Consider the following 25195-nt stretch of genomic DNA (forward strand, 5'->3'; position numbering starts at 1 on the left):
GTGAATCGTCGTTCTCGAATGGTGAGAACGACGATTCACCCGCTTTCGCGTGCTACCGCCCGGGTCAGGCGAGGGCGGAGACCGCAGCCTGGACCGGCGTGCGGCCGGAGACCAGGTACAGCGTCTCGAGGGCGCCGGAGCCCGAGACGATGAGCGCGGCGAGAACCGCCGCGACGTCCGCGCGGGGGATCGTGCCGCGTACCTCCGGGATACCCGGACCGGTGTGCTCGAGGGTCACGAGCCCGGCGGCCGGCTCGTCAGTGAGACCGGCCGGGCGCACGATCGTCCAGGCGAGGTCCCGGCGCACGAGATCCTCCTCCGCGGCGAGCTTGGCACGGAGGTAGGCCACGAAGTCCGCGGGCACTCCGGCAGGCTCGGCGTCGTCGCGCACGAGGTCGGCCCCGGTCGACGAGACCTGCAGGAACCGGCGCACGCCTGCTGTCTCCGCCGCATCGGCGAGTAGAACGGATGCCCCCAGGTCGACGCTCGTCTTGCGCGCGTCGCCGCTGCCCCCGCCTGCGCCTGCGGCGAAGACGGCCACGTCGGCCCCGGACAGAACCTCCGCGAGCTCGGCGGGAGTCGTTGCCTCGAGATCGAGCACGACCGGGGTCGCGCCGTCGGTGCGGAGGTCGTCCGCCTGGTTCGGGTTCCGGATCAGTCCGATCACCTCGTGGCCGTCAGCCGTGAGGTCCCGGGTCAGAAGCCGGGCGATCTTTCCGTGTCCACCTGCAATTACAATACGCATCTCAAGGACAACGCCGCCGGGCGCTCCCGAATTCCCGCGCCCGGCATCCGCCCGCCAACCGCCCGTGTCGGGCGCCCGTGTCAGGCGCGGCCCGGGCGTTCGAATTCGTCGGTGTCGAGCCCCGGCTCGACGAGGGCTCCCATCGTGTCGGCGGCGTGCTGCGCGATCATGGCCTCGGAGGCCCGCTCGGTTGCCTGTGTCGCGGCGTGCTCGTCGGCCGCTTCCTGCATGGCGCTCGTCTTGCGGAGCGGATCGACCCTGAGGAAGAGGCTCAGTACGAAGGCGATCAGCACGACGACGAGGCTCACCCAGAACACCGTGACCGTGGCGTCGTTGAAGCCGACGAGGAAAGGCTGCGAGAGCCGAGGGTCCGCCGCGTTCAGGAACGAGGTGTCCCCGTCGAGGGCCGTCCCGAGCCCGGCCGGTTTCTGCAACAGGGCCAGGATGCCGGCGTTGGCTGGGTCGGCGAGCACGGCCGGATCGGAGGCGGCCGCCTTGACGCCGGCGACGATCGTCGGATTGCCGAATGCCGCGCCGAGGGTGTCCGGGATGCGGGTGAAGAGCACCGAGAACAGCACGGCGGTGCCGAGCGTGCCACCGATCTGACGGAAGAACGTCGAAGCGGATGTCGCGACGCCGATGTCCCGCGGTCCCACCGAGTTCTGGCTCGCGATGGTCAGCGTCTGCATGAGCTGGCCGAGACCGAGACCCACGAGGAGCATGCCCGTCATCATGAACCAGACCGGCTTGTCCGCGGTCGCGAAGGTGAAGAGCAAGAACCCGCCGGCCATGAACGCGGTGCCGACCGTGGGGAAGACGCGGTACTTGCCGGTGCGGGCGATGATCTGGCCGCTCACGATCGAGGAGATCATCAGGCCGAGGATCATCGGGAGCATCATGAAGCCGCTCTCGGTCGGGGTGGCGCCGTTCACGAGCTGCAGGTAGAGCGGGACGGTCATCATCGCGCCGAACATTCCGAAACCGACGAAGACGCCGAGCACTGTCGCCATCGAGAACGTCGCCGACCGGAAGAGCTTGAGCGGGATGAGCGCGTCATCGCCCATCAGTCGCTCGGCCACGATGAACAGCACGATGCCGAGCACGCCGGTCACGTAGCAGGCGACCGAGGTGAACGACCACCAGCCCCAGGTGCGGCCCTGTTCGGCGACGAGCAGCAGCGGCACTGCGGCGACGATGACTGTAACGGCACCCCACCAGTCGATCCGTACGGGACGCTTGAAGTGCGGGATGTGCAGGAAGCGGATCACGATGATGAGCGCGACGATGCCGATCGGGATGTTGATCAGGAACACCCACCGCCAGCCGGTGATGCCGAGGATCGTCGTCGCGCCGGAGAGGACACCGCCGATGAGCGGGCCGATGACGCTCGAAATGCCGAAGACGGCGAGGAAGTAGCCCTGGTACTTGGCGCGCTCCCGCGGCGCGAGCATGTCGCCCATGATCGTGAGCGGAAGGGCCATCAGGCCGCCGGCGCCGAGGCCCTGGATTGCCCTGAATACCGCGAGCTCATACATCGAGTGCGACATCCCGGCCAGGAGGGACCCGATCAGGAACACGGTGATCGCGATCAGGAACAGCGGCCGGCGCCCGAAGATGTCACTGAGTTTGCCGTAGATCGGCGTGCTGATGCACGAGACGATCAGGTACGCGGTCGTCACCCAGGCCTGCAGCGACATTCCGTCGAGGTCGTCGGCGATGGTGCGCATCGACGTCCCGACGATGGTCTGGTCGAGAGCCGACAGGAACATCCCGGCCATCAGGCCGAAGATGACGAACAGGATCTGCCGGTGCGACATCAGGGGAGCGGAGGCGGGCGAGGAGGCGGAAGCGGGAGGAGTTTGCATCGTCTGCAAAGTTACACGACGGGCAGGGAATCATCAACAGATTCCCGGACCCCGTTCCCGGCCGTTGGGGGGTGTTTCGGCACGCTCGTGGGGCGAGTCCCGGGACTAGGCTCATGAGCGTGCGTACAGAAGGTCAAACGGGGGGTTCACACAGGATGGGTTGGCGACGGATCACGGCTATCTCCCTCGCTGCCGTTCTCGTGGCCGGCGGGGCCGTCGCGCTCGGTTTTTTCGCGACGCACGCCCCGGCATCCGTCGCAACGGCGCTGCCCGGCGCGACGCCAGACCCCGGGTCTCCCGCGACGCACACGCCCGGCGACCGGCCGACACCCACGGATGCCGCGCGCCCGGCCCCGACCGCATCACCGACGCCGATAGCGTTGGTCCCGCGCTTCGACAAGGCGGCGCGTTCGCACGATGACCCGACCAGCATCTGGGTCGTCGTCGACAAGGACCGCCCCCTGCAGCCGGCCGATTACACCCCGCCGGATCTCGTGACCGTGCCCGTGCCGCACGTCTGGGAACCGCAGCTCCGCCGGGAGGCATCCGACGCCGTCGTGGCCCTTTTCGCCGCCTTCACGGCCGAGACCGGGCTGAAGCTGCAGTCGCAGAGTTCCTACCGCAGTTATCCCACCCAGGTCGCGGTGTACAACGACGACGTCTCGGCCCACGGGCAGGCCGTCGCGGACACGAGCACCGCCCGGCCGGGCACGAGCGAACACCAGACCGGCCTCGCGATCGACATCAGCGCCCTGCCGGCGAGTTGCTCCCTCGACGCCTGCTTCGGGGCGACTCCCCAGGGCACCTGGCTCGCGCACAACGCCTGGAAATACGGTTTCCTGCTCCGTTATCCGGAGGACAAGGTCGCCGTGACCGGCTACGCGTATGAACCGTGGCATTTCCGCTACATCGGCGTCGACCTCGCGACCGAAATGCACACGGATGGCGTGACCACTCTCGAGGAATTCTTCGGTCTCCCGGCGGCCCCGACCTATCACTAGGTCCGGCTCACGCATGGGTTTCGGAGGTTCCGCACAGGGTTCTGGCATGTGCGCGTGTTCGCATGTCGGGTCCCCGTCCGCCGTCCAGAAACGATTTCGTGCGCCCCCATACACGTCCTGAAGGTCCCGCCCGCTCCCGCCATCGCCGGGAAGATCCACTGCCCCTCCGCCCCATCAGCCCTCCACGGCCGACCGATTCGCCGTCCTCGGACTCCCTGTCGACAGGCTCCCTGGCGACCGCCGCCCGCTCCTCCGACTCCCTCGGCGTCGTCCGTTCCCGGCACCGCCTCGAGAAGGCGCCGTCCGGCCACCGCCCGCTGATCTGGCTGGCCGGCTCGGCCGCCGCCGCCAGCCTGTGCTTCGGCCTCTTCGTCCCGCTCTCGAGCCAGGCGTCCCCCGGGGTCGCCACCGCGGCATCCGCCCCACTCGCGGCCTCGCGCCCGGTGCCGGCGAGTGTCGTGGCCGCCGTGCCCGTCGTGGCCGGCAGCCCCGTCATCTACAGCGCGGTGAGCGCCGGCGACGGCGGCTCTGCCGGACCTGTCACCGGCGGAACGGTCGTGAGCGTCACCGGCTCCGGGCTCGCGGGAGTGTCGGGCGTGAGCTTCGGCGGCAACGCCGGCACCGTGCTCTCGGCGACCGACACGACGGTCACCATCTCGACGCCCGCGTCGACCGACTACGGCACCGGTTCCGTGGCGGTCTCGCTCGTCGACAGCACCGGGGCGATCGTTCCCGTCGCGAGCACCCCTGCGGATGCCGCGAACGCCGCCGCAGCGGCCGCGACAGCAGCCGCCGCGTCGAAGGCGTCTTCGGTCGCGTCGCTCTCGCAGGCGATCACGCCCCTCGTGGATGCCGCGGCCCCCCTCGCCGCCGCGACCCCGACCCCGGCCCCGAGCGGCGCAGCGAGCGCCCTCGCGAGCACCGGCGCCGCGGCCGACACCGCACCCGCTGTGGCCGTCGCCGCCGGCGTGAGCCCGCTCACCTTCCAGTACGTCCCCGACCCGCGCATCACGGCCCAGATCGGCTACGTGCGCGCCCACTGGAACTCATACAACTCCGCCGTCTACGGCGCCATCGGCGGCAACGACTGCGTCAACTTCACGAGCCAGTCGCTGATCGCGCGCGGGTGGACGATGGACGCCGAGTGGTCCTATAGCGCTGCAGGCGCCGGATACAGCTCCGCCTGGTCGAGCTCGACCGCGTTCGCCGCGTACCTGTCCGCCCACCCCGAGCGTGCCACGCCGCTCACCGCCGGCGAAAGCAGCCGGGTCAAGGTGGGCGACATCGTGCAATTCGACTGGGACCGCTCCGGCGACAAAGACCACACCGGAATCGTCACCCGCGTCGTCAAGGACGCCTCGGGAACGCACCTCTATTACGCAGGTCACACCGAAGATAGCCTCGACAAGTCCGTCGAGGAATCCCTCGCGAACACCGGGGGAACGGTGAGCTACTGGAGCGTCGCCTAGCCCGGCGATTCAGCGACACTTCATAGCTTGGCGGGCAGTTTTCCCATTGAAGTGTGATTATCTGGATATATCCCCCCCCAAATGAGACGAGGAATTCGTGCAGTTCACCCGACGCTTTCGCATCAGCGCAGCCGCGCTCGCGTTCGCTGCTCTCGTGATCGGCACCGCCGCCGTCGCATCCTGGGGCGACGACGATTCAGACTCGGCGCGAGCGGAGATCGCCACATCGGTGACCCCCACAGACACCGCGACCCCTCGGGCGACGCCGGCGGATGCCGGTGCTCCCGTCGCCGTCGACACCGCGCCTGTCGCGACCGCAACGCCGACACCCGCTCCGGCGCCCGTGACGACCGCCGCGCCCGCCCCCGTCGCGGCGGCTTCGACCGGCGGAGTGCAGGCCCAGGTCGACTACATGATCGCGCACTGGACGAACTACAACACGGCGGACTACGGCGTCGTCACCGACAACGACTGCGTCAACTTCACGAGCCAGTCCCTGATCCAGCGCGGCTGGGCCATGGACGGCAGCTGGTGGTCCAAGGGCACCGGCTCGTCCTTCACCCACTCGAACGCCTGGGTCAGCTCGACCGCGTTCCGCAACTACCTCGCGAGCTCTGGGCGTGCGACCGCGCTCACCGACCAGCAGCGCGACCAGGTCAAGGTCGGCGACGTCGTGCAGTTCGACTGGGACAACTCGGGCGACCGCGACCACACCGGCGTCGTGACCCGCATCGAGGGCAGCGGCGACGACATCGTCATCTACTACGCAGGCCACACCGACGACACCGACTACCGTTCCGTCGACTACGCGATCACCGTGAAGCACCCGGGCGCCACCGCGTACTACTGGAGCATCCCCTAACCACCGGCCGCGTCACACGACGGATGCCGCCGCCCGCGCCCGCCGACCGGCGAACGTGCGCGACGGCATCCGTCTACGAAAGTGTCTACGCGATGGCGGCGTCGACGATCGCCTTCGCCTCGAGCTGCACCTGGCGGAGGTGCTCCGGGCCCTTGAAGGACTCGGCGTAGATCTTGTAGACGTCCTCTGTGCCGCTCGGCCGGGCGGCGAACCAGGCGTTCTCGGTGACGACCTTGAGGCCGCCGATCGCGGCCCCGTTGCCTGGGGCGTGGCTGAGCTTCGCGAGGATCTTCTCGCCGGCGAGTTCGGTCGCGGTGATCGCGTCGCCGTCGAGCTTGCCGAGCTGGGCCTTCTGCGCGGGCGTCGCCGCGGCATCCACCCGGGCGTACGCCGGGTCGCCGAAGTGCTCGACGAGTTCGGCGTAGCGCTGGCTCGGGCTCTTGCCGGTGACGGCGAGGATCTCGGAGGCGAGCAGGGCCAGCAGGATACCGTCCTTGTCCGTCGTCCAGACCGTGCCGTCGAAGCGCACGAAGCTCGCACCGGCGCTCTCCTCGCCGCCGAACGCGACCGAACCGTCGATGAGCCCGGGCACGAACCACTTGAACCCGACCGGCACCTCCCAGAGGTCGCGGCCGAGGAAGCCGGCGACCCGGTCGATCATCGTCGAGGAGACGAGCGTCTTGCCGATCGCGGCGTCAGCGCGCCAGCCCTCGCGGTGGCTGTAGAGGTAGTCGATCGCGACGGCGAGGAAGTGGTTCGGGTTCATCAGGCCGCCGTCCGGCGTGACGATGCCGTGCCGGTCGGCGTCGGCGTCGTTGCCGGTGAGGATGTCGAAGTCGTCCTTGTGGGCGATGACCGAGGCCATCGCGGAGGGGCTCGACGGGTCCATCCGGATCTTGGAGTCCCAGTCCAGGGTCATGAAGCGCCAGGTCGGGTCGACCTTGGGGTTCGTGACGGTGAGATTGAGCTCGTAGCGGTCGCGGATCGCTCCCCAGTAGCCGACGCTCGCACCGCCGAGGGGGTCTGCGCCGATGCGGATGCCGCTCGCCTTGATGGCGGCCATGTCGATGATGTTCTCGAGGTCGTTCACGTACGCACCGCGGAAGTCGTAGGTCTCGACCGCGCTCGGTTCGCTCATCTTCACGTCGACGAGTCCGCCGGCGATGAGCTCGTTGGCGCGCGCGGCGATCCAGGAGGTGGCGTCGCTGTCGGCCGGTCCACCGTGCGGGGGGTTGTACTTGAAGCCGCCGTCGGTCGGGGGGTTGTGGCTGGGGGTGACGACGATGCCGTCGGCCTCATCGGTGTTCCCTGCCCGGTTGTAGGCGAGGATCGCGTGCGAGAGCGACGGGGTGGGCACGTAGTCGTCGAACTCGTCGACGAGCACGCGCACGCCGTTGCCGACGAGCACTTCGAGCGCCGTCGTGTACGCCGGGGCGCTCAGCGCGTGCGGGTCCGTCCCGATGAAAAGGGGGCCCGTGATGCCCTGATTGGTGCGGTACTCGACGATGGCCTGCGTCGTCGCGATGATGTGGTTCTCGTTGAAGGCCGTGTTCAGCGAACTGCCACGGTGCCCGGAGGTGCCGAATGCCACCCGTTGGGCGGGCACGGTCACATCGGGTTTCAGGTCGTAGTACGCCTTGATCAGCGCGTCGACATCGATCAGGTCTGATTCCAGGGCCGGAGTGCCCGCACGTTCATTCATGTCCCCAGTCTGGCACTGCAAGTAGGCTGTGAGCCATGTCCGAGACGCGCAAAGCCAGCTACAGCTTCCTGGGGCCGGCGGGCACCTTCACCGAGGCGGCACTCGCCCAGGTGCCCGAGGCGCGCGGCCAGGCCTGGCGCTCCGTCAACAACGTGGGCGAGGCGCTCGCCGACGTCGTCTCCGGTCGCAGCGTCGCCGCGATGATCGCGATCGAGAATTCCGTCGACGGCGGCGTGTCCGCCACCCAGGACGCGCTCGCGAAGGTGCCGGACCTCCGGATCATCGGCGAGTATCTCGTGCCGGTGAACTTCGTGCTCGTGGCCAGGCCGGGCACGACGCTTGCCGACGTGAAGATCGTCGCCGCGCATCCGGTCGCATACGCCCAGTGCCGGAACTGGCTCGAGACGAACGTTCCGCACCACGGCCACATCCCCGCCTCGAGCAATGTGGCGGCGCCGGCCTCACTGCTCGAGACCGAACAGGCGGATGCCGCGGTCGCCCCTCCGGGGATCGAGAACCATCTCGACCTCACGGTTCTCGCCACCGACATCGGTGACAACCCGAACGCCGTCACCCGGTTCGTGCTGGTCAGCCGCACGACCGTGATCCCGGAACGCACCGGTGCGGACAAGACGAGCCTCATCGTCGAGCTGCCGGAGGACCGCGCGGGGGCGCTCCTCGAATTGCTCGAGCAGTTCGCGACCCGCGGGGTCAACCTTTCGCTGATCCAGTCGCGTCCGATCGGCGACGCGCTCGGTCGCTACCGGTTCGTGATCGACGCCGACGGGCACATCCACGACGAACGCGTCGCCGACGCCCTGCTCGGCCTGCGCCGGTTCAGCCCGAAGGTGATCTTCCTCGGCTCGTACCCCCGGGCCGACCTGCAGCAGAACGAGTACACCAAGCGCTACGACGACGACGTCTACATCGGCGCGCGCGCCTGGCTCGACGCCCTCCTCCGCGGCGCCTGACCCGCCACCCCCGCCCCGCGCCCCGCCGCGCCGCTCCCCGGTCTCCTTCGGTCCGCGAGAGTACACTTTTGGCCCTCAAACCGCGGGTTTAAGGGCCAAAAGTGTACTCTCGCGAGCAGGAAAGCAGGCGGAGTGGGGCGGGGCCGGGGGGCGTTACGCGGAAGCGGGCGCGGGCATCCGCACCGTGAGCGCGCCGGGGTCGGCACGCAGGGAGACGGCGCGCACCGGGCCGAACTCGTCGCCGTCGATCTCGAACTCCTGCGGGTGCTCGAGCACGATCCTGATCCGTGAACCCCGAAGCGTCGTCATCACCCGTTCGTTGCTCGACTCGCTCTGGGCGATGATCCTGCGCCCGACCGCGGAGCGGCGCAGCACGCCGTTCTCCCACGTCACCCTGCGCCAGATGGTCAGCCAGCCGAGGACGCCCTTGGGCTGCAGCACGGCGATGTCGAGAATCCCGTCGTCCACCTGGGCATCGGGCAGGAACTGGATGTTGCCCGGCAGGACCCCGCAGTTCGCGACCAGGATCGTGCTCACGTGCGCCGGCCGGTCGGTGCGACCCTCGAGGCTATAACGGATGCGGAATGGCTTCGACTTCGGGATCACCCGCATGCCGGCATCGACATACGCGAGCCAGCCGACCTGTTTCTTGAGATCGGCGCTCGTGTTGGCGATCATCTGGGCATCGAGCCCGAGGCCGGCCATCACCAGGAAGACGTGTTCGGCTTTCTCACCCTCGGTGTCGGTGAGCACTGCGACGCCGAGGTCGATCGCCCGGTCCACGCCGCCGAACGCGATCTCCACCGCCGCATCGAGGCTCGCGAGCGGCAGCGCCAGGTTTCGGGCCAACAGGTTCCCCGTGCCGGCCGGCACGATCGCGAGGGCAACGCCCGTGTCGCGCAGGGCCTCGGCGACCGCGCGCACGGTGCCGTCCCCTCCCGCCGCGAGCACCACGGATGCCCCTTGTTCGATCGCCGTCCGGGTCGCCCGCTGACCGGCATCCGTCTCGGTCGTCGACAGCCACACCGTGCCCGACCACCCGGCGGCGGACTCGGCCGCTGCGACGCTCGCGCGGAGCTTGACCACGTCAACCTTGATCGGGTTGTACACGACGGCCGCTCGACGGCCGCTCGGAGTCTCACCGGGAGTATTCACGGGGTAAGGCTAGCAAGGCGCTCCGGCGGGCGCTTGTAGACTGGCACGGTGATTGATCCTGTACTGCTGCGAGAGAATCCCGATCTGATCAAGCGTTCGCAGAAGGCGCGGGGCGCTTCGGTCGAAGCTGTCGACGCCGCGCTCGCCGCGGACACGGCCAGGCGCACCTCGATCAAGGCCTACGAAGACCTGCGCGCCGCCCAGAACCAGTTCGGCAAGCAGGTCGCGAGCGCGCCCCCCGCCGAGAAGAAGGCCCTCGTCGCAGAGGCCCAGGCCCTCGCCGCCCGGGTCAAGGCCGCTGCGGCGACCGCGACGGATGCCGAGGCGGACTTCACCGGGATCGTCCGCACCCTCGCCAATCCCATCATCGACGGCGTCCCGGCCGGAGGCGAGGAGAACTTCACCACGCTCCGCACCCACGGCGAGATCCCCACCTTCGACTTCGAGGCCCGCGATCACCTCGAGCTGGGCGAAATGCTCGGCGCGATCGACATGGCCCGCGGCGCGAAGGTGTCCGGAGCGCGCTTCTACTTCATGCGCGGCATCGGAGCCCGGCTCGAGATCGCCCTGATGAACATGGCCCTCGACCGCGCGCTCCAGGCCGGGTTCATCCCCCTGATCACGCCCACGCTCGTCCGCCCGGAGATCATGGACGGCACCGGCTTCCTCGGCGAGCACGCCGACGAGATCTACTACCTTCCCGCCGACGACCTCTACCTCACCGGCACGAGCGAGGTCGCGCTCGCCGGGTACCACTCCGACGAGATCCTCGACCTGAATGATGGCCCGCTGCGCTACGCCGGCTGGTCCACCTGTTACCGCCGCGAGGCCGGCTCCGGCGGCAAGGACACCCGCGGCATCATCCGGGTGCACCAGTTCAACAAGCTCGAGATGTTCACCTACGTCCTCCCCGAGAACGCCGAGGCAGAGCACGACCGCCTCGTCGCCCTGCAGGAGGGCATGCTGCAGTCCCTCGGTCTCAGCTACCGCGTGATCGACGTCGCAGCGGGCGACCTCGGGTCGAGCGCGGCCCGCAAATTCGACATCGAGGCGTGGGTGCCCACCCAGAACGCCTACCGCGAGCTGACCAGCACGAGCAACTGCACCACGTACCAGGCCCGACGTCTGGACATCCGCTATCGCACCGAATCGGGCAAGACCGCGCCGGTCGCCACCCTCAACGGCACCCTCGCGACCACGCGTTGGATCGTCGCGATTCTCGAGACGCACCAGCGAGCGGATGGCTCGGTGCTCGTCCCCGAGGCGCTGCGGCCCTGGCTCGGCGGCCTCGAAGTCCTCGAGCCGATCCGATGACCGCGACCGTCTCGCCCTGGCTCGTCGCCCTCGACATCGACGGAACCACCGTGCACGAAGACGGTTCGATCAGCCCCTCCGTGCTCGAGGAAGTACAGCGGCTCACCCGCTCCGGGCACGAGATCATGCTCGCAACCGGTCGTTCGACGGCGGCCACCCTGCCGGTGCTCGAGCGCCTCGACATAACGCCCCGCTACGTGGTCTGCTCTAATGGCGCGATCACCCTGCGCCGGGACCTGACCGCGCCGACCGGGTATCGCCGCGAATGGGTCGAGACCTTCGACCCGAGCGAGGTGCTGCTCTCGATCCGCTCGCACCTCGGCGACGCACGCTACGCCGTCGAAGACGAGCACGGCTTCTACCGGTACACCGAACCCTTCCCGGATGCCACCATCGGCCTCGACAGTGAACACGTCGAGTTCGACGAGCTGCTCCGCCACGAGGCCACCCGCGTCGTCGTCATCTCGCCTGACCACGAGATGGAAGACTTCCTGCAGGTCGTCGAGCAGATGGGCCTCAACCGGGTGAGCTACTCGATCGGCTGGACCGCGTGGCTCGACATCGCGCCCGACGGCGTCAACAAGGCCACCGCAATGGAGCGGGTCCGAGCCGAGCTGGACATCCCCCGTGCCCGGGTGATGGCCGTCGGTGACGGACGCAACGACATCGAGATGCTCGAGTGGGCCGGGCTCGAGGGCCGCGGCGTTGCCATGGGCCAGTCCCCCCATGAGGTGCTCGCGGCGGCCGGGGAGATCACGGGAGCCGTGCTCGACGACGGCCTCGCCACGGTTCTCGCGTCGCTCTGACGCCGCTCCGGCACCCCTCCGAACCGCCTCGCTGCGGGCGTCCCAGCCTGCTGGCAGGGTGAGGAAGGCGCGATCGGCTAGAATCGGTCGGTATTCGTGTGTTGTCGACCGGGCGTTCTTCGCCGGACCGGGCCGCGAACGGGAGGGCTGTCCGAGCGGCCGATGGAGCCAGTCTTGAAAACTGGTGGACAGAAATGTCTCGTGGGTTCGAATCCCACGCCCTCCGCACGAACCCGTTACCCGGCCGGCACCACAGAAGGGATCTGAGTGAGCGACCAACCGAGACTCCGTTCCGCACGATCCCACAAGCTCAGCACCATCGCGCGGCACGGCCGGTTGAAGCACTCGAACCCGGTCGTCACCGTCGTCAAGTTCCTCGCAGCGGCCATGGCCGTCGTGCTCGTCAGCGGCGTCTCCGTCGCCGCGATCGCCACCCTCGACGTCGCATCGAGCGCGCAGCCCGGTGTGCACCTCGCCAACGAGACGAACGGCCCCGTCCCGCAGATCGGCGCCATCACAGGCGGCGTCAACCTCCTCATCGTCGGCAGTGACAGCCGCAAGGGCCAGGACCCGTCGTTCGGCCCGGAGGACTCCACCGGCGACCTCAACGACGTCACCATGCTCCTGCACATCTCGCAGGACCACACCAACGCCTCCGTGATCAGCTTCCCGCGCGACATGTTCGTGCCGATCCCGGCCTGCCCCGACCCGAGCGGCGGCACGTTCAATTCGATGAGCCGCCAGAAGATCAACACCACGCTCACGTACGGCGGGCTCGCCTGCACGGTGCTCACCGTGGAGAAGCTCACCGGTCTGACCATCCCCTTCGCGGCCGAGGTCCAGTTCAGCGGCGTGATGGCCATGTCCACCGCCGTCGGCGGCGTACCGGTCTGTGTCGCCGAGGAGATCCAGGACGAGTACACCGGCACCTTCCTCAAGCCCGGCATGCACACCCTCGAGGGTGTTGCGGCCCTGCAGTTCCTCCGTACCCGCCACGGTGTGGGCGACGGCAGCGACCTCACCCGGATCAACAACCAGCAGGTCTTCATGTCGGCCCTGGTGCGCACCATCAAGAGCGCGAGCACGCTGTCGGACCCGCTCAAGGTGTATTCGCTCGCGAAGGCCGTGACCGCCAACATGAAGCTCTCCGATAGCCTCAACAACGTCTCCGTGATCGCGTCGATCGCGGTCGCGCTCAAGGACATCGACCTGAACCAGGTCGTCTTCGTGCAGGTGCCCACCGGCGGCACGACCGGCGGAGTGCTCCCGCTCCAGCCCGACTTCAAGGAACTCTTCACCGCGGTCGCGGCCGACAAGGCCCTCAAGCTCGGCGGTACAACGGGGCGCGGCGCGACGCTCGACCCGAGCGCGACCGCGACTCCGACGCCCGCCGCGACGACGGATGCTTCCGCGACGCCCGATCCCACGGCATCCGCCGGCGCCACCCCGATCCCTACCCCGACGGACGCCACGACCCTGTCGGAGTCGGCGACCGGCCAGACCGCCGGGGAGCTGACCTGCTCCGTCGGCCGCACCCTCAACAACCAGTAGGCGCGGGCCTTCGGGCACCCGTGCAAACGGATGCCGCCGGTACGGTTATGATTACACTCGTGTGTTTGCTCGGTGAATTCTGCGCAGGCGCCAAGGAGACGTCGCATAGTACGGCTTAGTGCACCACCCTGCTAAGGTGGAGTACCCTTCACGGGGTACCGTGGGTTCAAATCCCACCGTCTCCGCACGTGTCTTCCCCCTACATCCCAGTGTTTTCAAGGGATGTGGGGGTTTTTCTTGGCCAAAATCCTCCCGTGGCAACACTTTGGCAACACTTGAGAACGTGGCAGCCTGATTCAGGAGGGTGGCAACGGCGTCCAGGTCGGCATCGAAGAGGTCCGCGTAGATGTCCAGGGTCATCGCGGCGGAGGCGTGGCCGAGCATCCGCTGCACCGATTTCACGTTCGCGCCGACGCTCACGGCGAGACTCGCGGCCGTGTGCCGGAGGTCATGGAGGGGCAGGTGACAGAGCGTGATCTGGCGATGGTCGACTGGCTGGGCATTGTGCGTTGGCGGAAGTCGATGCGATCCGGTGGGCCCTGGGCGCGATCTGGGCGACGCACGATGCGATCGGGCGGCAGCCGCCGAACCTGTTCCGGCAGACCACAAGGCATGAGGTCTCGGTCGCGACGGTCTCGGCCCGATATCTCGCTCTCGGCTGGCCATGCTCTTGAAGTGCCAACGTGGCTCGTGCAGTTGTCAGAGTCGAATCTTGACCGGAACGATAGACGAGGGCGCCGTCGGCCCTCTGCGATGCAGCTCCTGAACACCTGTTCCGATATTTGATGCGATGAGGAGTCGTTGAAGACCAAGGTGGTCGTGCGGCAGTTGGCTCACATGTGCTGCCGCACGACCCGTGGATCGTCCTTTAGCTTGCGCTGCGCGCTCCGACTACTCCGCCGTCGACGAGGAGGTCGGTGCCGGTGATGAAGGAAGCCGTCGGGCCGAGGAGGAAGGCTGCGGCGTCGGCGATGTCGTTCGGGGTTCCGAGTCGGCCGGCGCCGGAGGACTCGATCATGGCACGCATGACGTCGCCGTGTTCGCCGTTGAGTTCCTGCTGGCCGAGTGGGGTGGCGATAACCCCGGGGCTGATCGAGTTCACGCGGGCTCCGCGGCGGCCCCAGGCGACGCTCGCGGCCTCGACGCGCAAGATGTTGCCGCGCTTGGCGTAACCGTACGCCGCACCGGGGTCGGTGAGGGCGCTGATGAACGGCAGCTGCGCGAGACTGGCCGGGTCATCGTTAGCGAGCGCCTCTTCGTCCTGCTGTGTCAGGTCGATGCCGTATCCGGCCATGCTGGAAATGACGAGACCGGCACCGCCTGCCTCGACGACGGCCGCGAACTCCTCCAGCATGTTTGCCACACCGACCAGGTCGACGGCGGTGATTGCGGCGGCGGATGCCTGGACGGGCGACAGTCCGGCGGTGTGGATGACCTGGAACACGGGGCCCAGGGCCGCCGCCTCCGCCGCGAGCGCGGCCATCGATTCGCGGGAGGACACGTCGACCTTGCGGTCTGTCACGTCGTACCCGTCGCCGCGCAGGGCGGTGCGCACCCGGTCGAGGGCATCCTGGCTGAAGTCGGCGATGAGGAGGCGCTTGCCGGTGCCCTGGCGGCGGGCGATGAGCTCACCCATGCCACCGACCCCGATGACGACGACGACTTCGCCCCTTAACTTCGACGGGAGGTTGACCGGGGCTGCGAGGTCGCCCGCCTCCTCTTCAGCGTCTTCGGAGGGCGCTTCGCCGCCATTGGCGCGCAGGACGAGGTCATCGATCACGGACTGGGGCATCTGTCCCTGGCTGAGGCTGACGAGTTTCTGGAGTGCGAGCATGCGAACCGGCCTCAGCGCCGATTCGGTCTGTCCGCCGCCCGCGAGCAGGTCCCGGATCAGAGGAGCACCCACCGGATGCTTCAACCACTCGCCGATCGAGGACTTCGCGGTGAGGGGCTTGTCTGTCTTCGCCATGGGATTCTCCTTAGTTATTTCCGGTGATCGTGAGCTGTTGCTTCAGCCACGCGAGCGCGTCTGCAGAATATTTTTTTGCTATAGGAGCGCTGATGGCGACCGATTCGAAAGCGTGGGGTGCACCGGGGACGACGACGAGAGTGCAGTCGACGCCCGCCGCCGAGAGTCCTTCCGCATAGCTGCGGTCCTCTGTGAAGAACAGTTCGATGTCGCCCGTCCCGATCCACGCGGCAGGCAGGCCGGAGAGGTCACGACGTCGCGACGGCGCCGCGTAGGCAGGAACCTCGGGACCGCCGGGCGCGTCACCGAGGTACGCAGTCCAGCCGGTCAGATTAGATCGGTTGTTCCAAAGGAAATTGTTCTCGGCGTCTCGCGTGCGGTCTGCTGCCGTCCGATCGTCAAGCATCGGGCAGAACAGGAGTTGTGCGATGGGCTGCACCTGAAGTTCGTCGTGGATGCGCAGCGCGAGGCCCGCAGCGAGGCCCCCACCCGCGCTTTGTCCGCCTACCGCGATGCGCTCCGGGTCGATGCCGCGTGCTTTCGCATTGTCCTGCAGCCAGCGCCACGCCTGGAGGCAGTCGTCGAGTGGGGCAGGATAGGGATTCTCGGGTGCGAGGCGGTACTCGACGGACACGGTGACGATGTCGAGCTCGTCGGCGATCTGGATGAGGCGCGCGTCTTCCTGCGACGCCGCGCCGATCACCATGCCACCGCCGTGTAGGAAGAGCAATGCGGCGCCGGATCCCCCCGAAGCGGGAGTGAAGACGCGCACGCCAGCACCTGGTCCGAAGTCGATCTTCTCGAAGGTCATTCCTTTGGGGCGCTTCGGTTGGGTCGCAGCACGGAGGAGTCGACGGATGGCCCTGATCCGCCACAGTCGCCCGGTCGGCAGGTTCGGGACGAAACGATAGATTGCGCGCAGTTCAGGGTTGAGCTGGGAAGCCTTGATGGGAATCTCCTTGGTTGCGCGGCGGATGCGCTAGCGCCGATATTACGATACATCTGCCTCGTAATGCGAGTACGAACTTATACTAGACACATGACGAATGCTGCGCGAGGGAGACCCCGCAGTGAATCCGTTCGACGCTCCATCCTGGAAGCAGCCCGGGACCTGATCGCCGAGCGCGGCTATCAGCAGCTCAGCTTTCAAGCGATCGCAACGCGGTCAGGGTGCGGGCGCCAGACGATCTACCGGTGGTGGGCCTCCAAGGCCCTCATCGTCGCGGACCTCGTATTGGAGGGGCAACTCACGCTGCCCCAGCAACCGGTGCCGGACACGGGATCGCTCGACGTCGACTTGACTGAGTGGCTCGAACGGATCACGGCGTCCCTCCGGGACCCTGCCGTCGCCGCGCTCACGCGTGCGCTGATCTCGGCGGCCTCCGACGATCAGGGTCACGCCCAACTGCTGTACGCCATGACGACCGGTCCCTATCACCAGGGCCTGGTTGATCGGCTCGCGCGCGGCCAGTCGCTCGGCCAGCTTCGTGAGGCCGCGGACCCCGCGGCACTCGCGGATGCGCTCATCGGGACGGTGCTGTTCAGAACCCTCATCGCGGGTGCTCAGCCGGCGGGAGCGTCCGCCGTCATTCGGGCACTCACGGCTCCGTGATTATTCTCGCGCCGCGCCACGCCACGGCTGGCATGGACATCGTGGGCTTCGAGGTGCGGGACCGGGCTGTCGGAGCTAGTCACCAGGGCGGTCCCCGAGCGCGTCGAAGCTTGTACTGATGATGTTGTCCGGCCAGGCCGACGTGTCATCGACAAGCGGATTTGGAACGTCATCGACAATTCCAACCTAAACGCAGTTTGTGTTGGAGAGTGAACGACGAATCAAAGTCGAGTTGGAACGAGATCTCAAATGCAAACGAGATAGGTGTACTAGGCAATCGAGAGAAGGCCCGTGCTCACATCCTGCCTGCAGCTCAAGCAAAATGCGTTTGTCGCGAGTGAGTCAACAGCACCCTAACTCCGTGAATCTACGGGATTCGCGGACCCTCGGCTGTGCTTCGAGCAGCCGGTTTCGACTACGGATCAGGAGGTCGGGAGCGACGACCGCGTCTTGGCTCCAAGAAGGGCCGTGGCAACAAAATGGCAACACTAGTACAAAAACCCAGTGATCGAGCGACGTCCGAGTTATCGAACTTCCGCGTAATTATGCGGTTCGTGAGCGTCGAAGAGTCCAGATGATTGCTCGGCCAGAGTTCAAATCCCACCGTCTCCGCACTGTAAGGCCCCCGAGATCCGCGTAATCACGCGGAAGTCCGGGGGTCTTCTTCATCGCCCGGATTAGTCGGGGTCGGATTCGGGAGTACGGCCACTGGCGGCACCGTCCCGGAGCTGGGCCCAGTGGCGAAGCCGTGCGGAAATGGCTCGCTCATATCCCTCGGCGGAGGGTTCGTAGAAGGTCTGTCGGGGTATGCCCTCTGGGAAGAAGTTCGCGCCTGAGAACCCGTTCTCGGTGTCCGGGTCGTACTGATAGCCCTCGCCGTACCCGAGATCTTTCATGAGGCGGGTTGGGGCATTGAGGATGTGCGCGGGCGGCATCAGCGATCCGGTCCGCTTCGCGGCGGCGCGGGCCTTGTTGAATCCGCGATACACGCCGATCGACTTCGGCGCGGTTGCCAGGTAGATGACGGCCTGCGCGAGTGCGAGTTCTCCCTCTGGTGAACCGAGGCGGTCATAGACGTCCCAGGCGGCGAGGGCCTGTTGAACGGCGTTCGGGTCAGCCATGCCGATGTCCTCGGTGGCGAATCGGGTGATGCGGCGGGCGATGAACAGGGGGTCTTCACCGCCGTCGAGCATCCGTGCCAACCAGTACAGGGCTGCGTCTGGGTCGGAGCCGCGCATCGACTTGTGGAGAGCGGAGATGAGGTTGTAGTGGCCTTCCTGCGCTTTGTCGTATAGCGGTGCCCGTCTCTGCACGGCGGCCGCGAGGGCTGCCGGGTCGACGGGTGCGGGCAGGGCGTGTACCTGCTCGATCATGTTCAGCAGGTACCGGCCGTCACCGTCCGCCATCGCGATCAAAGCCTGACGCGCCTCATCGGTCAGCGGTAGCGGCTGACCGATGAGCGTTTCGGCTCGGGTGATGAGGGTGCTGAGTGCAACGTCGTCGAGGCGCTTCAGAACGAAGACCTGGGTGCGGGAGAGCAGTGCTCCGTTGAGTTCGAAGCTGGGGTTCTCCGTGGTCGCGCCAACGAGGATGACGGTACCGTCTTCGACGTAGGGAAGGAACGAGTCCTGCTGGGCGCGGTTGAAACGGTGGATCTCGTCGACGAACAGCAGCGTGCCTTGACCGACCTCGCGCCGGCGCCGCGCTGCTTGAAACACTTTTCGAAGGTCGGCGACGCCGGCGAAGGTGGCAGAAAGGGGTTCGAACGCGAGGTTGGTCTGCTCGGCGAGAAGCCGCGCGATCGTGGTCTTGCCGCACCCGGGTGGCCCCCAGAGCACCATCGACATGAGTCTCTGTGCGTTGACCATTCGCCCGATCGGTGCGTCCGCCCCAAGAACATGGCCCTGCCCGATGACGTCGTTCAGGGTGCGCGGCCGGAGCCGATCAGCCAGCGGCCGTGACTCGTCGTCGATGTCGAAGAGAGACGGTGCCTCGCTCACGACTGCCGCTTGTCAAAATAGTGACCGCTCGTGATCGTGCCGACGCTAGGGGTGTGCTGCTGCAGCTGCCCGCGCGAGAGCGTCACAGTCCGCTCCGGTGGCCGAACAGTTCGGGATCGACCGGGCGTTTTGCGCGTGGCAGATTCTCGACCACGAGGAGGTAGGACTCGGTGACGAGATCGTCGATGAGAGACTCGTGCAGGTCTCCGCCTGGATTCAAGGTGATCCAGTGCTGCTTGTTCATGTGGTAGCCCGGCGTGATGTCCTTGTGCTGCTGGCGGAGAGCTCGGCTGTCTTCCGGGTCCGCCTTGACGATCACGATCGATTCACCAGTAATTTCGGTGATCAGCATGAAGACCTTTCCACGGACTTTGAATACCTCCCAGTCGGGTCCGAAGGGGTACTCGAGCTCCGCGCCGGGAAGCTCCCCGACACGCTCTCGGGCGTGCTGCTGGAGTGTGTCGCCCTGCATGTCGTCCTCCTGGGGTCACTGCCCGTTTCTGGGATATCTGAATCTGCGTACAATGGTACATACTTTATCCGGCATCGAGGAGGTCGCGTGAGGAAGGGCAAGCCGAATGACCCGGAGCGCCGAACCCGGATCCTTCGGGCAGCACTGGAGGTCATCGCGTCAGAAGGCGTGCACGCGGCGTCATATCGACGCATCGCCGTGCAGGCCGGCGTGCCGCTCGGGTCCACGACGTACTATTTCGCCGACCTGGAGACGTTGATCGTCAGCGCGTTCGAGACCTTGAGAGACGGACTCGAACCGCGATACGCGGCCCCGATGCGCGACGCCCGTCTCGACACTGATGTCGTTGACGCGCTCGTGGCCGCCACGTGCGGGTCGACAGCTCCAACGCTCACGGACATCCGCTTGTATGAGGAGATGCACCTTTACGGCGCGCGCAGTCCCCGGGTTGCGGAAGTCCTCCGCGACCTCCAAGAGGAGTCCCTCATGGTTCTTCGCCGCTCTCTGCCTGATGGCACGGCCCGTGCTGTCGACGCCCTCATGTGGGGGTGGTGGAGCTACCGGGCACTCCACCCCGGCGATCCGCTCGATCAGGGCATGGTGCGCAGCGCCTATCGAGCTCTGGTCGATATAGCCGTCACCCGCATGGAGCGCGGCGACCGGCGAGGAGTAGCCGAGAGCACCCCCGGCGTCTAACGGCGGGGGTGCACCGTGAGAACGGTCTTTCCGACAGCCCGTCGTTCATCCAGGGCGGCGACCGCTTCGGCGGCCTCCTCGAATGCCACCACCTCGTGGATCACCGGGGCGAGCGCGCCTCGAGCGACGACCGGTGCCAGGCGTTCCCATTGGGCCGTAAGCGAGACGGAGCAGGTCGGCATCAGTCCCTCCCACGCGACGCCGATGATGGTCGTGTTGTTCAGGAGCAGGCGGTTCACCTTCACGGTGGGGATGCTGCCGCCCGTGAAACCGAGAACGAGGAGCCGCCCGCGGGTCGCCAGCGCACGCAGCGAGTCGGTGAACCGTTCGCCACCGACAGGATCGAGCACCATGTCCACCCCGCGGCCGTTCGTGATTCTGCGAGTCTCGCTCAGGAAGTCGTGAGGCCGGATGACGTGGTCTGCCCCGACGTCTCGCGCCAGTTGCGCCTTTTCCGGCGTGGAGACGACGGCGATGACCTCGGCGCCGCGCAGCTTCGCCTGTTGGGTGAGTGCGACTCCGAGACCGCCCGCGGCGCCATGGATGAGCACCGTCTCGCCCGCACGGAGATTGCCGCGTTCCCCCAGGGCGAATTCTGCGCTCAGGACGTTGATGGGCATGGCCGCCGCCGCGATGAAGTCGATCTCATCCGGAAGGGGCAGGACGCGATCCGCAGGCGTGACCACAAAGTCTGCGAACGCGCCAGAACCGGCAACGCCGAGAACGCGGTCGCCGGCCGTGAATCCCGAGTCGGCATCGGCGTCGACGACGATCCCGGAGAACTCGCTCCCAATTGTGAACGGAACCGGGACGCGCAGCTGGTACTCGCCCCGAGATTGCAGCACATCCGGGTAGGCGATCCCTGCGGCATGAACCTCTACGAGCACTTCGCCTCGTGCGCGGACGGGAATCGGGATCGTGTGTGTTTCGAGTAGCCGGGGTCCACCGTGTGTGGTGTTCCGCACTGCCCGCATTGTCGTCGCACGTGAGTTCATACGTTCAATCATGCCGACAAGTGACTTTGCGTCGGCCGCCAGACCTGGGATCTTCCGCGCGCCAACAGAGCCCGGGGCGAAAGTCATCCCTGGAGCGGCACGGCGCCAGCGGTGACAGCCCCGAGAATTCAGGCGCCAGATTGGTGAATCAGCGCGATCCACCTGCGTCGACTCGACGCAGTTGCGTACCCACGATCAGAAAGAAGGCCCCGAGTCCGCCGGCGAAGGCGCTGACCCCGTAGGCGAGCACGGACGTCAGCAGCGAGGTGCGCAGCGATGCCCCTGTTGAAAGCGCCGCGCTCTGTTTGCGCAGCTCGACTGCCTCGTCGCTGGTCGCGTCAAGGCCTCTCAGGGCCGCACTGATATCGGCGAATGTGCGCCCACCCGCTCCGCGCTCAGCATTGTTCTTGATGACGATCGCCTCGACGTAGGCCGTCACCGGCCCCTGCACCGTCTTGCCCGCGAGAATGGGCGCGTTGCAGGGTACTGTGATCTTTTCATCGCGCAGCTGCTTCGTGACCGTGAGCCACGCACCTGCTCCGACGGCGACGAAAAGCGAACCGGCCGCAATGGTAAGACCTGCGGTGCGGCGAAGGGCGATTGCAGTGGGCAACGACGACATCGATCATCCTTTCGTGAAGCGGAACACTCGAGTGTCACACAGTTCTGCATGCCGACTCCAGATGAAACTCGCTTGTGACGTGAGATCCGATTGCACCGAGCCCGCCGCCCGTCCCTGCTGCGTTCTGGTTGAACCGGTTGGCGTTAGACGGTCGCCGAACACGGCCATAGGCTGGTAAGCGGTCCGCCTCGCTGAACTGCGGGAGTCGCGGGCGGTTTGCTGATCCATTGTCCAGGAGGAATCCATGACCGAATTCGCCCCCGTTGATCCCACGTCTACCGACGCTTGGAGTCAGCTCGCCGGCATCGCCGAGGGATTCTCGCCTGATCTCCGCGAGTGGTTCGCCACCGACCCGGGACGAGCTGGTCGCTACACCTTGCAGGCCGGCGACCTCACGGTCGACCTGTCGAAGAATCTCCTGACCGAAGAGATCCTGGCCCACCTCGTGCAGCTCGCGAAGGACGTCGACGTCTCAGGCCGGTTCAACGCCATGATCACCGGCGAGCACATCAACGTCACCGAAGACCGTGCGGTTCTCCACACGGCGCTCCGCCGCCCGAAGAATGGCGCAGACCTCGTGCCGCCGACCGGCTTCGTCGTCGACGGTGCGGATGTCGACGCCGACGTCCACGCCACACTCGACAAGGTCTACGCATTCGCCGACAAGGTGAGGTCCGGCGCGTGGACCGGTATAACGGGCAAGGCCATTAAGACTGTCGTCAACATCGGGATCGGCGGGTCCGACCTCGGCCCCGTCATGGTCTACGAAGCGTTGAAACCGTATGTGCAGGCGGGCCTCGAGTGCCGCTTCGTCTCGAACATCGACCCGACGGATGTCTACGAGAAGACGGCGAACCTGGACCCGGAGACCACCCTTTTCATTGTCGCGTCCAAGACGTTCGGTACCCTCGAGACCCTCACGAACGCCCGGTTGGCACGCGAGTGGCTCTGGAACCAGCTCCTCGCCTCCGGCGCCATCGAGGACACTGACGCCGCCCGTGCTGCGGCCGTCGCCAAGCACTTCGTCGCCGTGTCGACCGCCCTCGACAAGGTCGCCGCATTCGGCATCGATCCCGAGAACGCCTTTGGATTCTGGGACTGGGTCGGCGGCCGTTTCTCGATCGACTCCGCCATCGGCACGTCCGTGGTCGTCGCCATCGGCCCGGACAACTGGCGCGAATTCCTGTCCGGTTTCCACACCATCGATGAGCACATGCGCACGGCGCCCCTCGAGCAGAACGTCCCGGTCCTGATGGGTCTTCTCAACGTCTGGTACTCCAACTTCCTCAAGGCCCAGAGCCATGCTGTGCTCCCATACGCCCAGTACCTCCACCGCTTCCCGGCGTACCTCCAGCAGCTCACCATGGAATCGAACGGAAAGAGCGTCCGCTGGGACGGGACAAGCGTCACGACCGACACCGGTGAGATCTTCTGGGGCGAACCGGGCACGAACGGACAGCACGCCTTCTACCAGCTCATCCACCAGGGCACGCGCCTGGTCCCCGCGGACTTCATCGCGGTCGCGAATCCCGCCCACCCGTTGAAAGATGAGACGGGCGACGGCGCCGCCGTCGAGCCAGGACAGGACGTCCACGGGCTGTTCATGGCGAACTTCTTCGCCCAGACGAAGGCGCTCGCCTTCGGGAAGACGGCCGCGGAGGTTCGTGCAGAAGGCACGGACGAGTCCGTGGTGCCGGCCCGCTCGTTCAGCGGGAACCGTCCGACGACGTCGATCCTCGCGCCGGCCCTCACGCCGAGCGTCGTCGGCCAGCTCATCGCGCTCTACGAGCACATCGTGTTCACCGAAGGCACGATCTGGGGCATCGATTCGTTCGACCAGTGGGGCGTCGAACTGGGCAAGCAGCTTGCGCTTCAGGTCGCTCCCGCCGTCGACGGGGATGCGGACGCACTCGCAGCCCAGGACTCCTCGACGAAGGCCCTGATCTCGAAGTACCTCGAGCTGCGCAACTGACGCCGACCGGGTACGTCACGCATGGTGACGTACCCGGTAGGGGTCTCCGGTCGCTCCTAGTCGTAGATGACCGCGAGACCCTGGCGCTTGAGTTCGGCGAGACCGTCGCGCATGGCCTGGAGCCGGTCGGGGGAGTGCCCTGTCCAGTCCTCGAGTTCGCCGACGATCGTGACCGGCTCCGTGGTGCGGTACGACAGGGTCGGGTTCCCGGGGAACTTCTTGTCCGTCACGTTGGGGTCGTCTTCGAGGGCACCCGTCGGTTCGACGATGTAGATCCGGCCGCGGCCGTCTCCGGCCGCGAGCTCGGCCCCCCACGTCGCGGCATCCAGGGTCGCCGTCAGGTAGACGTAGTTCGTCGTCCGTCCCGCTTCGAAGTTGGACCCGCGCCCGGGCACCAACAGGTCCCCCACGGCCAGGTCGGCTTTCGTGCCGTGAAAGAGGGCCCCCGATTCGTGGACTTCGAATGGTGTGGGTTCGTTTGTCATGCGCACTCCCTGAAAGGTCGATTCACGATCGTACCCGGCCGACCCCGTGCGAGAACAGGGCGGTCAGGCGAACGTCCGGATGGCGCTCACCCGCAGGAGGTCGAGCCTGGCAGCATCCGTTGAGCCAGGAACCACCGTGTACACGACGATCTTCAGGTCACTCCCGGGCGCCGCAAGGACATCGCAATCGAAGGTGATCGGGCCGACGAGAGCGTTCTGCACGGTCTTGCGGGACTCGCGGTGTTCCCCGAACGTCGCCGAACTCCATAACCGTTCGAACTCCTCCGAGGTCGCGCGCAGGTCGGCGATGAGTTCAGAGAGCGCGGTGTCGTCCGGGTACCGGGTCGAGGCCACGTGAACATCGGCGACGAGGTCCCGATGGAACTCAACGAGGTGCTCCGGGCTGTGCTCGACGAACGACGGGCCCCCGGCGAACCGGTTCCAGAGCAGGTTGGAACCGCGTCCCGCCGCCGGAGCCTCACCGAACAAGGTCAGCCAGAGGTCGTTGACCAGCAGGGCATCCCAGGCGGCAGAGAAGACCGCAACGGGGACTTCACTGAGCCGGTCGACGATGTGCCGAACTCCCGGCGTCACGTGCCGGGGGACCATGGTCTTCGTCGGCACCGCTACCCTGCCGATGCGGAACAGGTGGTCCCGTTCGTCGTTGGTGAGTCGAAGCGCGCGGGCGAGCGACCCGAGCACCTGCGGTGACGGATGCGTGGCGCGGCCCTGCTCGAGACGAACGACGTAGTCGACGCTGAGGTTGGCGAGCATCGCGAGCTCCTCGCGGCGCAGCCCGGGCGAGCGTCGGTCTCCACCGGACGGCAAACCCGCCTCAACGGGAGAGATCCGGTCGCGCCACGCGCGAAGCAGGGAAGCGAGTTCTGGCATGGCTCCACTCTGCCCTTCCCGGCTGGGCAGCGGGTGGTAC

Annotated in this window: 22 protein-coding genes, 2 tRNA genes and 1 pseudogene; 12 read left to right on the forward strand and 13 right to left on the reverse strand. The window is 67.0% G+C overall.

Annotation, left to right across the window (positions count from 1 at the left end; translation table 11 throughout):
- Positions 1-64 precede the first annotated feature (64 nt).
- Both E3O46_RS16625 and E3O46_RS16630 read right to left on the reverse strand, forming a co-directional pair.
- The gene (locus E3O46_RS16625) at positions 65-745 is read right to left on the reverse strand and encodes an SDR family oxidoreductase (RefSeq protein ID WP_134562112.1); all 681 of its coding nucleotides are present in this window, start codon (positions 743-745) and stop codon (positions 65-67) included.
- Between the two features lie 80 nt (positions 746-825).
- Positions 826-2610 (reverse strand): MDR family MFS transporter, encoded by a 1785-nt coding sequence (locus E3O46_RS16630; protein ID WP_241987450.1) that lies wholly within the window; start codon positions 2608-2610, stop codon positions 826-828.
- A gap of 155 nt (positions 2611-2765) precedes the next feature.
- Between E3O46_RS16630 and E3O46_RS16635 the strand changes: the two genes are divergently transcribed.
- The 3 genes from E3O46_RS16635 to E3O46_RS16645 all read left to right on the forward strand — a co-directional run bounded on the left by E3O46_RS16635 (position 2766) and on the right by E3O46_RS16645 (position 5942).
- Complete coding sequence (locus E3O46_RS16635; protein ID WP_134562113.1) at positions 2766-3611, forward strand: M15 family metallopeptidase; 846 nt, start codon at positions 2766-2768, stop codon at positions 3609-3611.
- A gap of 98 nt (positions 3612-3709) precedes the next feature.
- Complete coding sequence (locus E3O46_RS16640) at positions 3710-5080, forward strand: amidase domain-containing protein (RefSeq protein WP_134562114.1); 1371 nt, start codon at positions 3710-3712, stop codon at positions 5078-5080.
- Between the two features lie 97 nt (positions 5081-5177).
- Entirely contained in the window at positions 5178-5942 is a 765-nt protein-coding gene (locus tag E3O46_RS16645; protein ID WP_134449156.1) for an amidase domain-containing protein, read from the forward strand.
- A gap of 85 nt (positions 5943-6027) precedes the next feature.
- On the opposite strand, the gene pgm is transcribed toward E3O46_RS16645, so the two are convergent.
- Positions 6028-7644 carry a phosphoglucomutase (alpha-D-glucose-1,6-bisphosphate-dependent) gene (gene pgm / locus E3O46_RS16650; RefSeq protein WP_134562115.1) on the reverse strand — a complete coding sequence of 539 codons (1617 nt, stop codon included), beginning with the start codon at positions 7642-7644 and terminating at the stop codon, positions 6028-6030.
- A 35-nt stretch (positions 7645-7679) separates the two neighbouring features.
- On the opposite strand from pgm, the gene pheA reads away from it, so the two are divergent.
- The gene (gene pheA / locus E3O46_RS16655; protein WP_134449154.1) at positions 7680-8615 is read left to right on the forward strand and encodes a prephenate dehydratase; all 936 of its coding nucleotides are present in this window, start codon (positions 7680-7682) and stop codon (positions 8613-8615) included.
- A gap of 153 nt (positions 8616-8768) precedes the next feature.
- On the opposite strand, the gene E3O46_RS16660 is transcribed toward pheA, so the two are convergent.
- Positions 8769-9770, reverse strand: coding sequence for a diacylglycerol/lipid kinase family protein (locus E3O46_RS16660; protein WP_134449153.1), 1002 nt, complete (start codon positions 9768-9770; stop codon positions 8769-8771).
- Positions 9771-9818: 48 nt separating this feature from the next.
- Here E3O46_RS16660 and serS point away from each other — a divergent pair, with 48 nt between their 5' ends.
- The 5 genes from serS (at position 9819) to E3O46_RS16685 (ending at position 13626) form a co-directional block, all read left to right on the forward strand.
- On the forward strand, positions 9819-11084 hold the full coding sequence (serS, locus tag E3O46_RS16665) for a serine--tRNA ligase (RefSeq protein WP_134449152.1): 1266 nt from the start codon (positions 9819-9821) through the stop codon (positions 11082-11084).
- A complete protein-coding gene (locus E3O46_RS16670; RefSeq protein ID WP_134562116.1) occupies positions 11081-11890 on the forward strand; it encodes an HAD family hydrolase in 810 nt (269 codons plus the stop codon). Before serS ends, E3O46_RS16670 begins: the two co-directional genes overlap by 4 nt.
- A 141-nt stretch (positions 11891-12031) precedes the next feature.
- A tRNA-Ser gene (locus E3O46_RS16675) sits at positions 12032-12116 on the forward strand.
- A 41-nt stretch (positions 12117-12157) separates the two neighbouring features.
- Positions 12158-13441 carry an LCP family protein gene (locus E3O46_RS16680; RefSeq protein ID WP_241975523.1) on the forward strand — a complete coding sequence of 428 codons (1284 nt, stop codon included), beginning with the start codon at positions 12158-12160 and terminating at the stop codon, positions 13439-13441.
- 94 nt (positions 13442-13535) lie between these two features.
- A tRNA-Ser gene (locus E3O46_RS16685) sits at positions 13536-13626 on the forward strand.
- A 103-nt stretch (positions 13627-13729) separates the two neighbouring features.
- Here E3O46_RS16685 and E3O46_RS16690 read toward each other — a convergent pair.
- The 3 genes and pseudogenes from E3O46_RS16690 to E3O46_RS16700 form a co-directional block, all read right to left on the reverse strand.
- Positions 13730-13894 (reverse strand): annotated as a pseudogene (locus E3O46_RS16690) (tyrosine-type recombinase/integrase); the annotation flags it as partial.
- A 415-nt stretch (positions 13895-14309) separates the two neighbouring features.
- On the reverse strand, positions 14310-15410 hold the full coding sequence (locus E3O46_RS16695; RefSeq protein WP_241975246.1) for an SDR family oxidoreductase: 1101 nt from the start codon (positions 15408-15410) through the stop codon (positions 14310-14312).
- Positions 15411-15420: 10 nt separating this feature from the next.
- Positions 15421-16221: an alpha/beta hydrolase gene (locus E3O46_RS16700; protein ID WP_198413732.1), complete on the reverse strand. Its 801-nt coding sequence runs from the start codon at positions 16219-16221 to the stop codon at positions 15421-15423.
- A gap of 228 nt (positions 16222-16449) precedes the next feature.
- On the opposite strand from E3O46_RS16700, the gene E3O46_RS16705 reads away from it, so the two are divergent.
- Positions 16450-17022, forward strand: coding sequence for a TetR/AcrR family transcriptional regulator (locus E3O46_RS16705; protein ID WP_166787370.1), 573 nt, complete (start codon positions 16450-16452; stop codon positions 17020-17022).
- A 677-nt stretch (positions 17023-17699) separates the two neighbouring features.
- On the opposite strand, the gene E3O46_RS16710 is transcribed toward E3O46_RS16705, so the two are convergent.
- Together E3O46_RS16710 and E3O46_RS16715 are read right to left on the reverse strand one after the other, a co-directional pair.
- Entirely contained in the window at positions 17700-19022 is a 1323-nt protein-coding gene (locus E3O46_RS16710) for a replication-associated recombination protein A (protein ID WP_134562118.1), read from the reverse strand.
- Between the two features lie 82 nt (positions 19023-19104).
- The gene (locus E3O46_RS16715; protein ID WP_134562119.1) at positions 19105-19494 is read right to left on the reverse strand and encodes an MmcQ/YjbR family DNA-binding protein; all 390 of its coding nucleotides are present in this window, start codon (positions 19492-19494) and stop codon (positions 19105-19107) included.
- Between the two features lie 87 nt (positions 19495-19581).
- On the opposite strand from E3O46_RS16715, the gene E3O46_RS16720 reads away from it, so the two are divergent.
- The gene (locus E3O46_RS16720) at positions 19582-20190 is read left to right on the forward strand and encodes a TetR/AcrR family transcriptional regulator (RefSeq protein WP_134449146.1); all 609 of its coding nucleotides are present in this window, start codon (positions 19582-19584) and stop codon (positions 20188-20190) included.
- Here E3O46_RS16720 and E3O46_RS16725 read toward each other — a convergent pair.
- Entirely contained in the window at positions 20187-21077 is an 891-nt protein-coding gene (locus E3O46_RS16725) for an NADPH:quinone oxidoreductase family protein (RefSeq protein WP_241975245.1), read from the reverse strand. The two genes, E3O46_RS16720 and E3O46_RS16725, sit on opposite strands and share 4 nt — an antisense overlap.
- 256 nt (positions 21078-21333) lie before the next feature.
- A complete protein-coding gene (locus tag E3O46_RS16730) occupies positions 21334-21807 on the reverse strand; it encodes an aromatic ring-opening dioxygenase LigA (RefSeq protein ID WP_134562121.1) in 474 nt (157 codons plus the stop codon).
- 244 nt (positions 21808-22051) lie between these two features.
- Here E3O46_RS16730 and pgi point away from each other — a divergent pair, with 244 nt between their 5' ends.
- On the forward strand, positions 22052-23779 hold the full coding sequence (gene pgi / locus E3O46_RS16735) for a glucose-6-phosphate isomerase (RefSeq protein ID WP_134449144.1): 1728 nt from the start codon (positions 22052-22054) through the stop codon (positions 23777-23779).
- Positions 23780-23835: 56 nt separating this feature from the next.
- Here pgi and arr read toward each other — a convergent pair whose 3' ends face one another.
- Together arr and E3O46_RS16745 are read right to left on the reverse strand one after the other, a co-directional pair.
- Entirely contained in the window at positions 23836-24264 is a 429-nt protein-coding gene (gene arr / locus E3O46_RS16740) for an NAD(+)--rifampin ADP-ribosyltransferase (RefSeq protein WP_134449143.1), read from the reverse strand.
- Positions 24265-24327: 63 nt separating this feature from the next.
- Positions 24328-25155: a helix-turn-helix transcriptional regulator gene (locus tag E3O46_RS16745; protein ID WP_134562122.1), complete on the reverse strand. Its 828-nt coding sequence runs from the start codon at positions 25153-25155 to the stop codon at positions 24328-24330.
- Positions 25156-25195: the final 40 nt, after the last annotated feature.

The sequence above is a fragment of the Cryobacterium glucosi genome (assembly GCF_004402235.1).
GTDB lineage: Bacteria > Actinomycetota > Actinomycetes > Actinomycetales > Microbacteriaceae > Cryobacterium > Cryobacterium glucosi.

Bases quoted from the DNA above. Each gene is read 5' to 3' on its own strand.
- E3O46_RS16695 (WP_241975246.1), bottom strand. From the start codon at position 15,410: ATGGCGAAGACAGACAAGCCCCTCACCGCGAAGTCCTCGATCGGCGAG.
- E3O46_RS16745 (WP_134562122.1), bottom strand. From the start codon at position 25,155: ATGCCAGAACTCGCTTCCCTGCTTCGCGCGTGGCGCGACCGGATCTCT.
- pgi (WP_134449144.1), top strand. From the start codon at position 22,052: ATGACCGAATTCGCCCCCGTTGATCCCACGTCTACCGACGCTTGGAGT.
- E3O46_RS16635 (WP_134562113.1), top strand. From the start codon at position 2,766: ATGGGTTGGCGACGGATCACGGCTATCTCCCTCGCTGCCGTTCTCGTG.
- E3O46_RS16630 (WP_241987450.1), bottom strand. From the start codon at position 2,610: ATGCAAACTCCTCCCGCTTCCGCCTCCTCGCCCGCCTCCGCTCCCCTG.
- E3O46_RS16625 (WP_134562112.1), bottom strand. From the start codon at position 745: ATGCGTATTGTAATTGCAGGTGGACACGGAAAGATCGCCCGGCTTCTG.
- pheA (WP_134449154.1), top strand. From the start codon at position 7,680: ATGTCCGAGACGCGCAAAGCCAGCTACAGCTTCCTGGGGCCGGCGGGC.
- E3O46_RS16705 (WP_166787370.1), top strand. From the start codon at position 16,450: ATGACGAATGCTGCGCGAGGGAGACCCCGCAGTGAATCCGTTCGACGC.
- pgm (WP_134562115.1), bottom strand. From the start codon at position 7,644: ATGAATGAACGTGCGGGCACTCCGGCCCTGGAATCAGACCTGATCGAT.
- E3O46_RS16670 (WP_134562116.1), top strand. From the start codon at position 11,081: ATGACCGCGACCGTCTCGCCCTGGCTCGTCGCCCTCGACATCGACGGA.
- E3O46_RS16730 (WP_134562121.1), bottom strand. From the start codon at position 21,807: ATGTCGTCGTTGCCCACTGCAATCGCCCTTCGCCGCACCGCAGGTCTT.
- arr (WP_134449143.1), bottom strand. From the start codon at position 24,264: ATGACAAACGAACCCACACCATTCGAAGTCCACGAATCGGGGGCCCTC.
- E3O46_RS16700 (WP_198413732.1), bottom strand. From the start codon at position 16,221: ATGACCTTCGAGAAGATCGACTTCGGACCAGGTGCTGGCGTGCGCGTC.
- E3O46_RS16715 (WP_134562119.1), bottom strand. From the start codon at position 19,494: ATGCAGGGCGACACACTCCAGCAGCACGCCCGAGAGCGTGTCGGGGAG.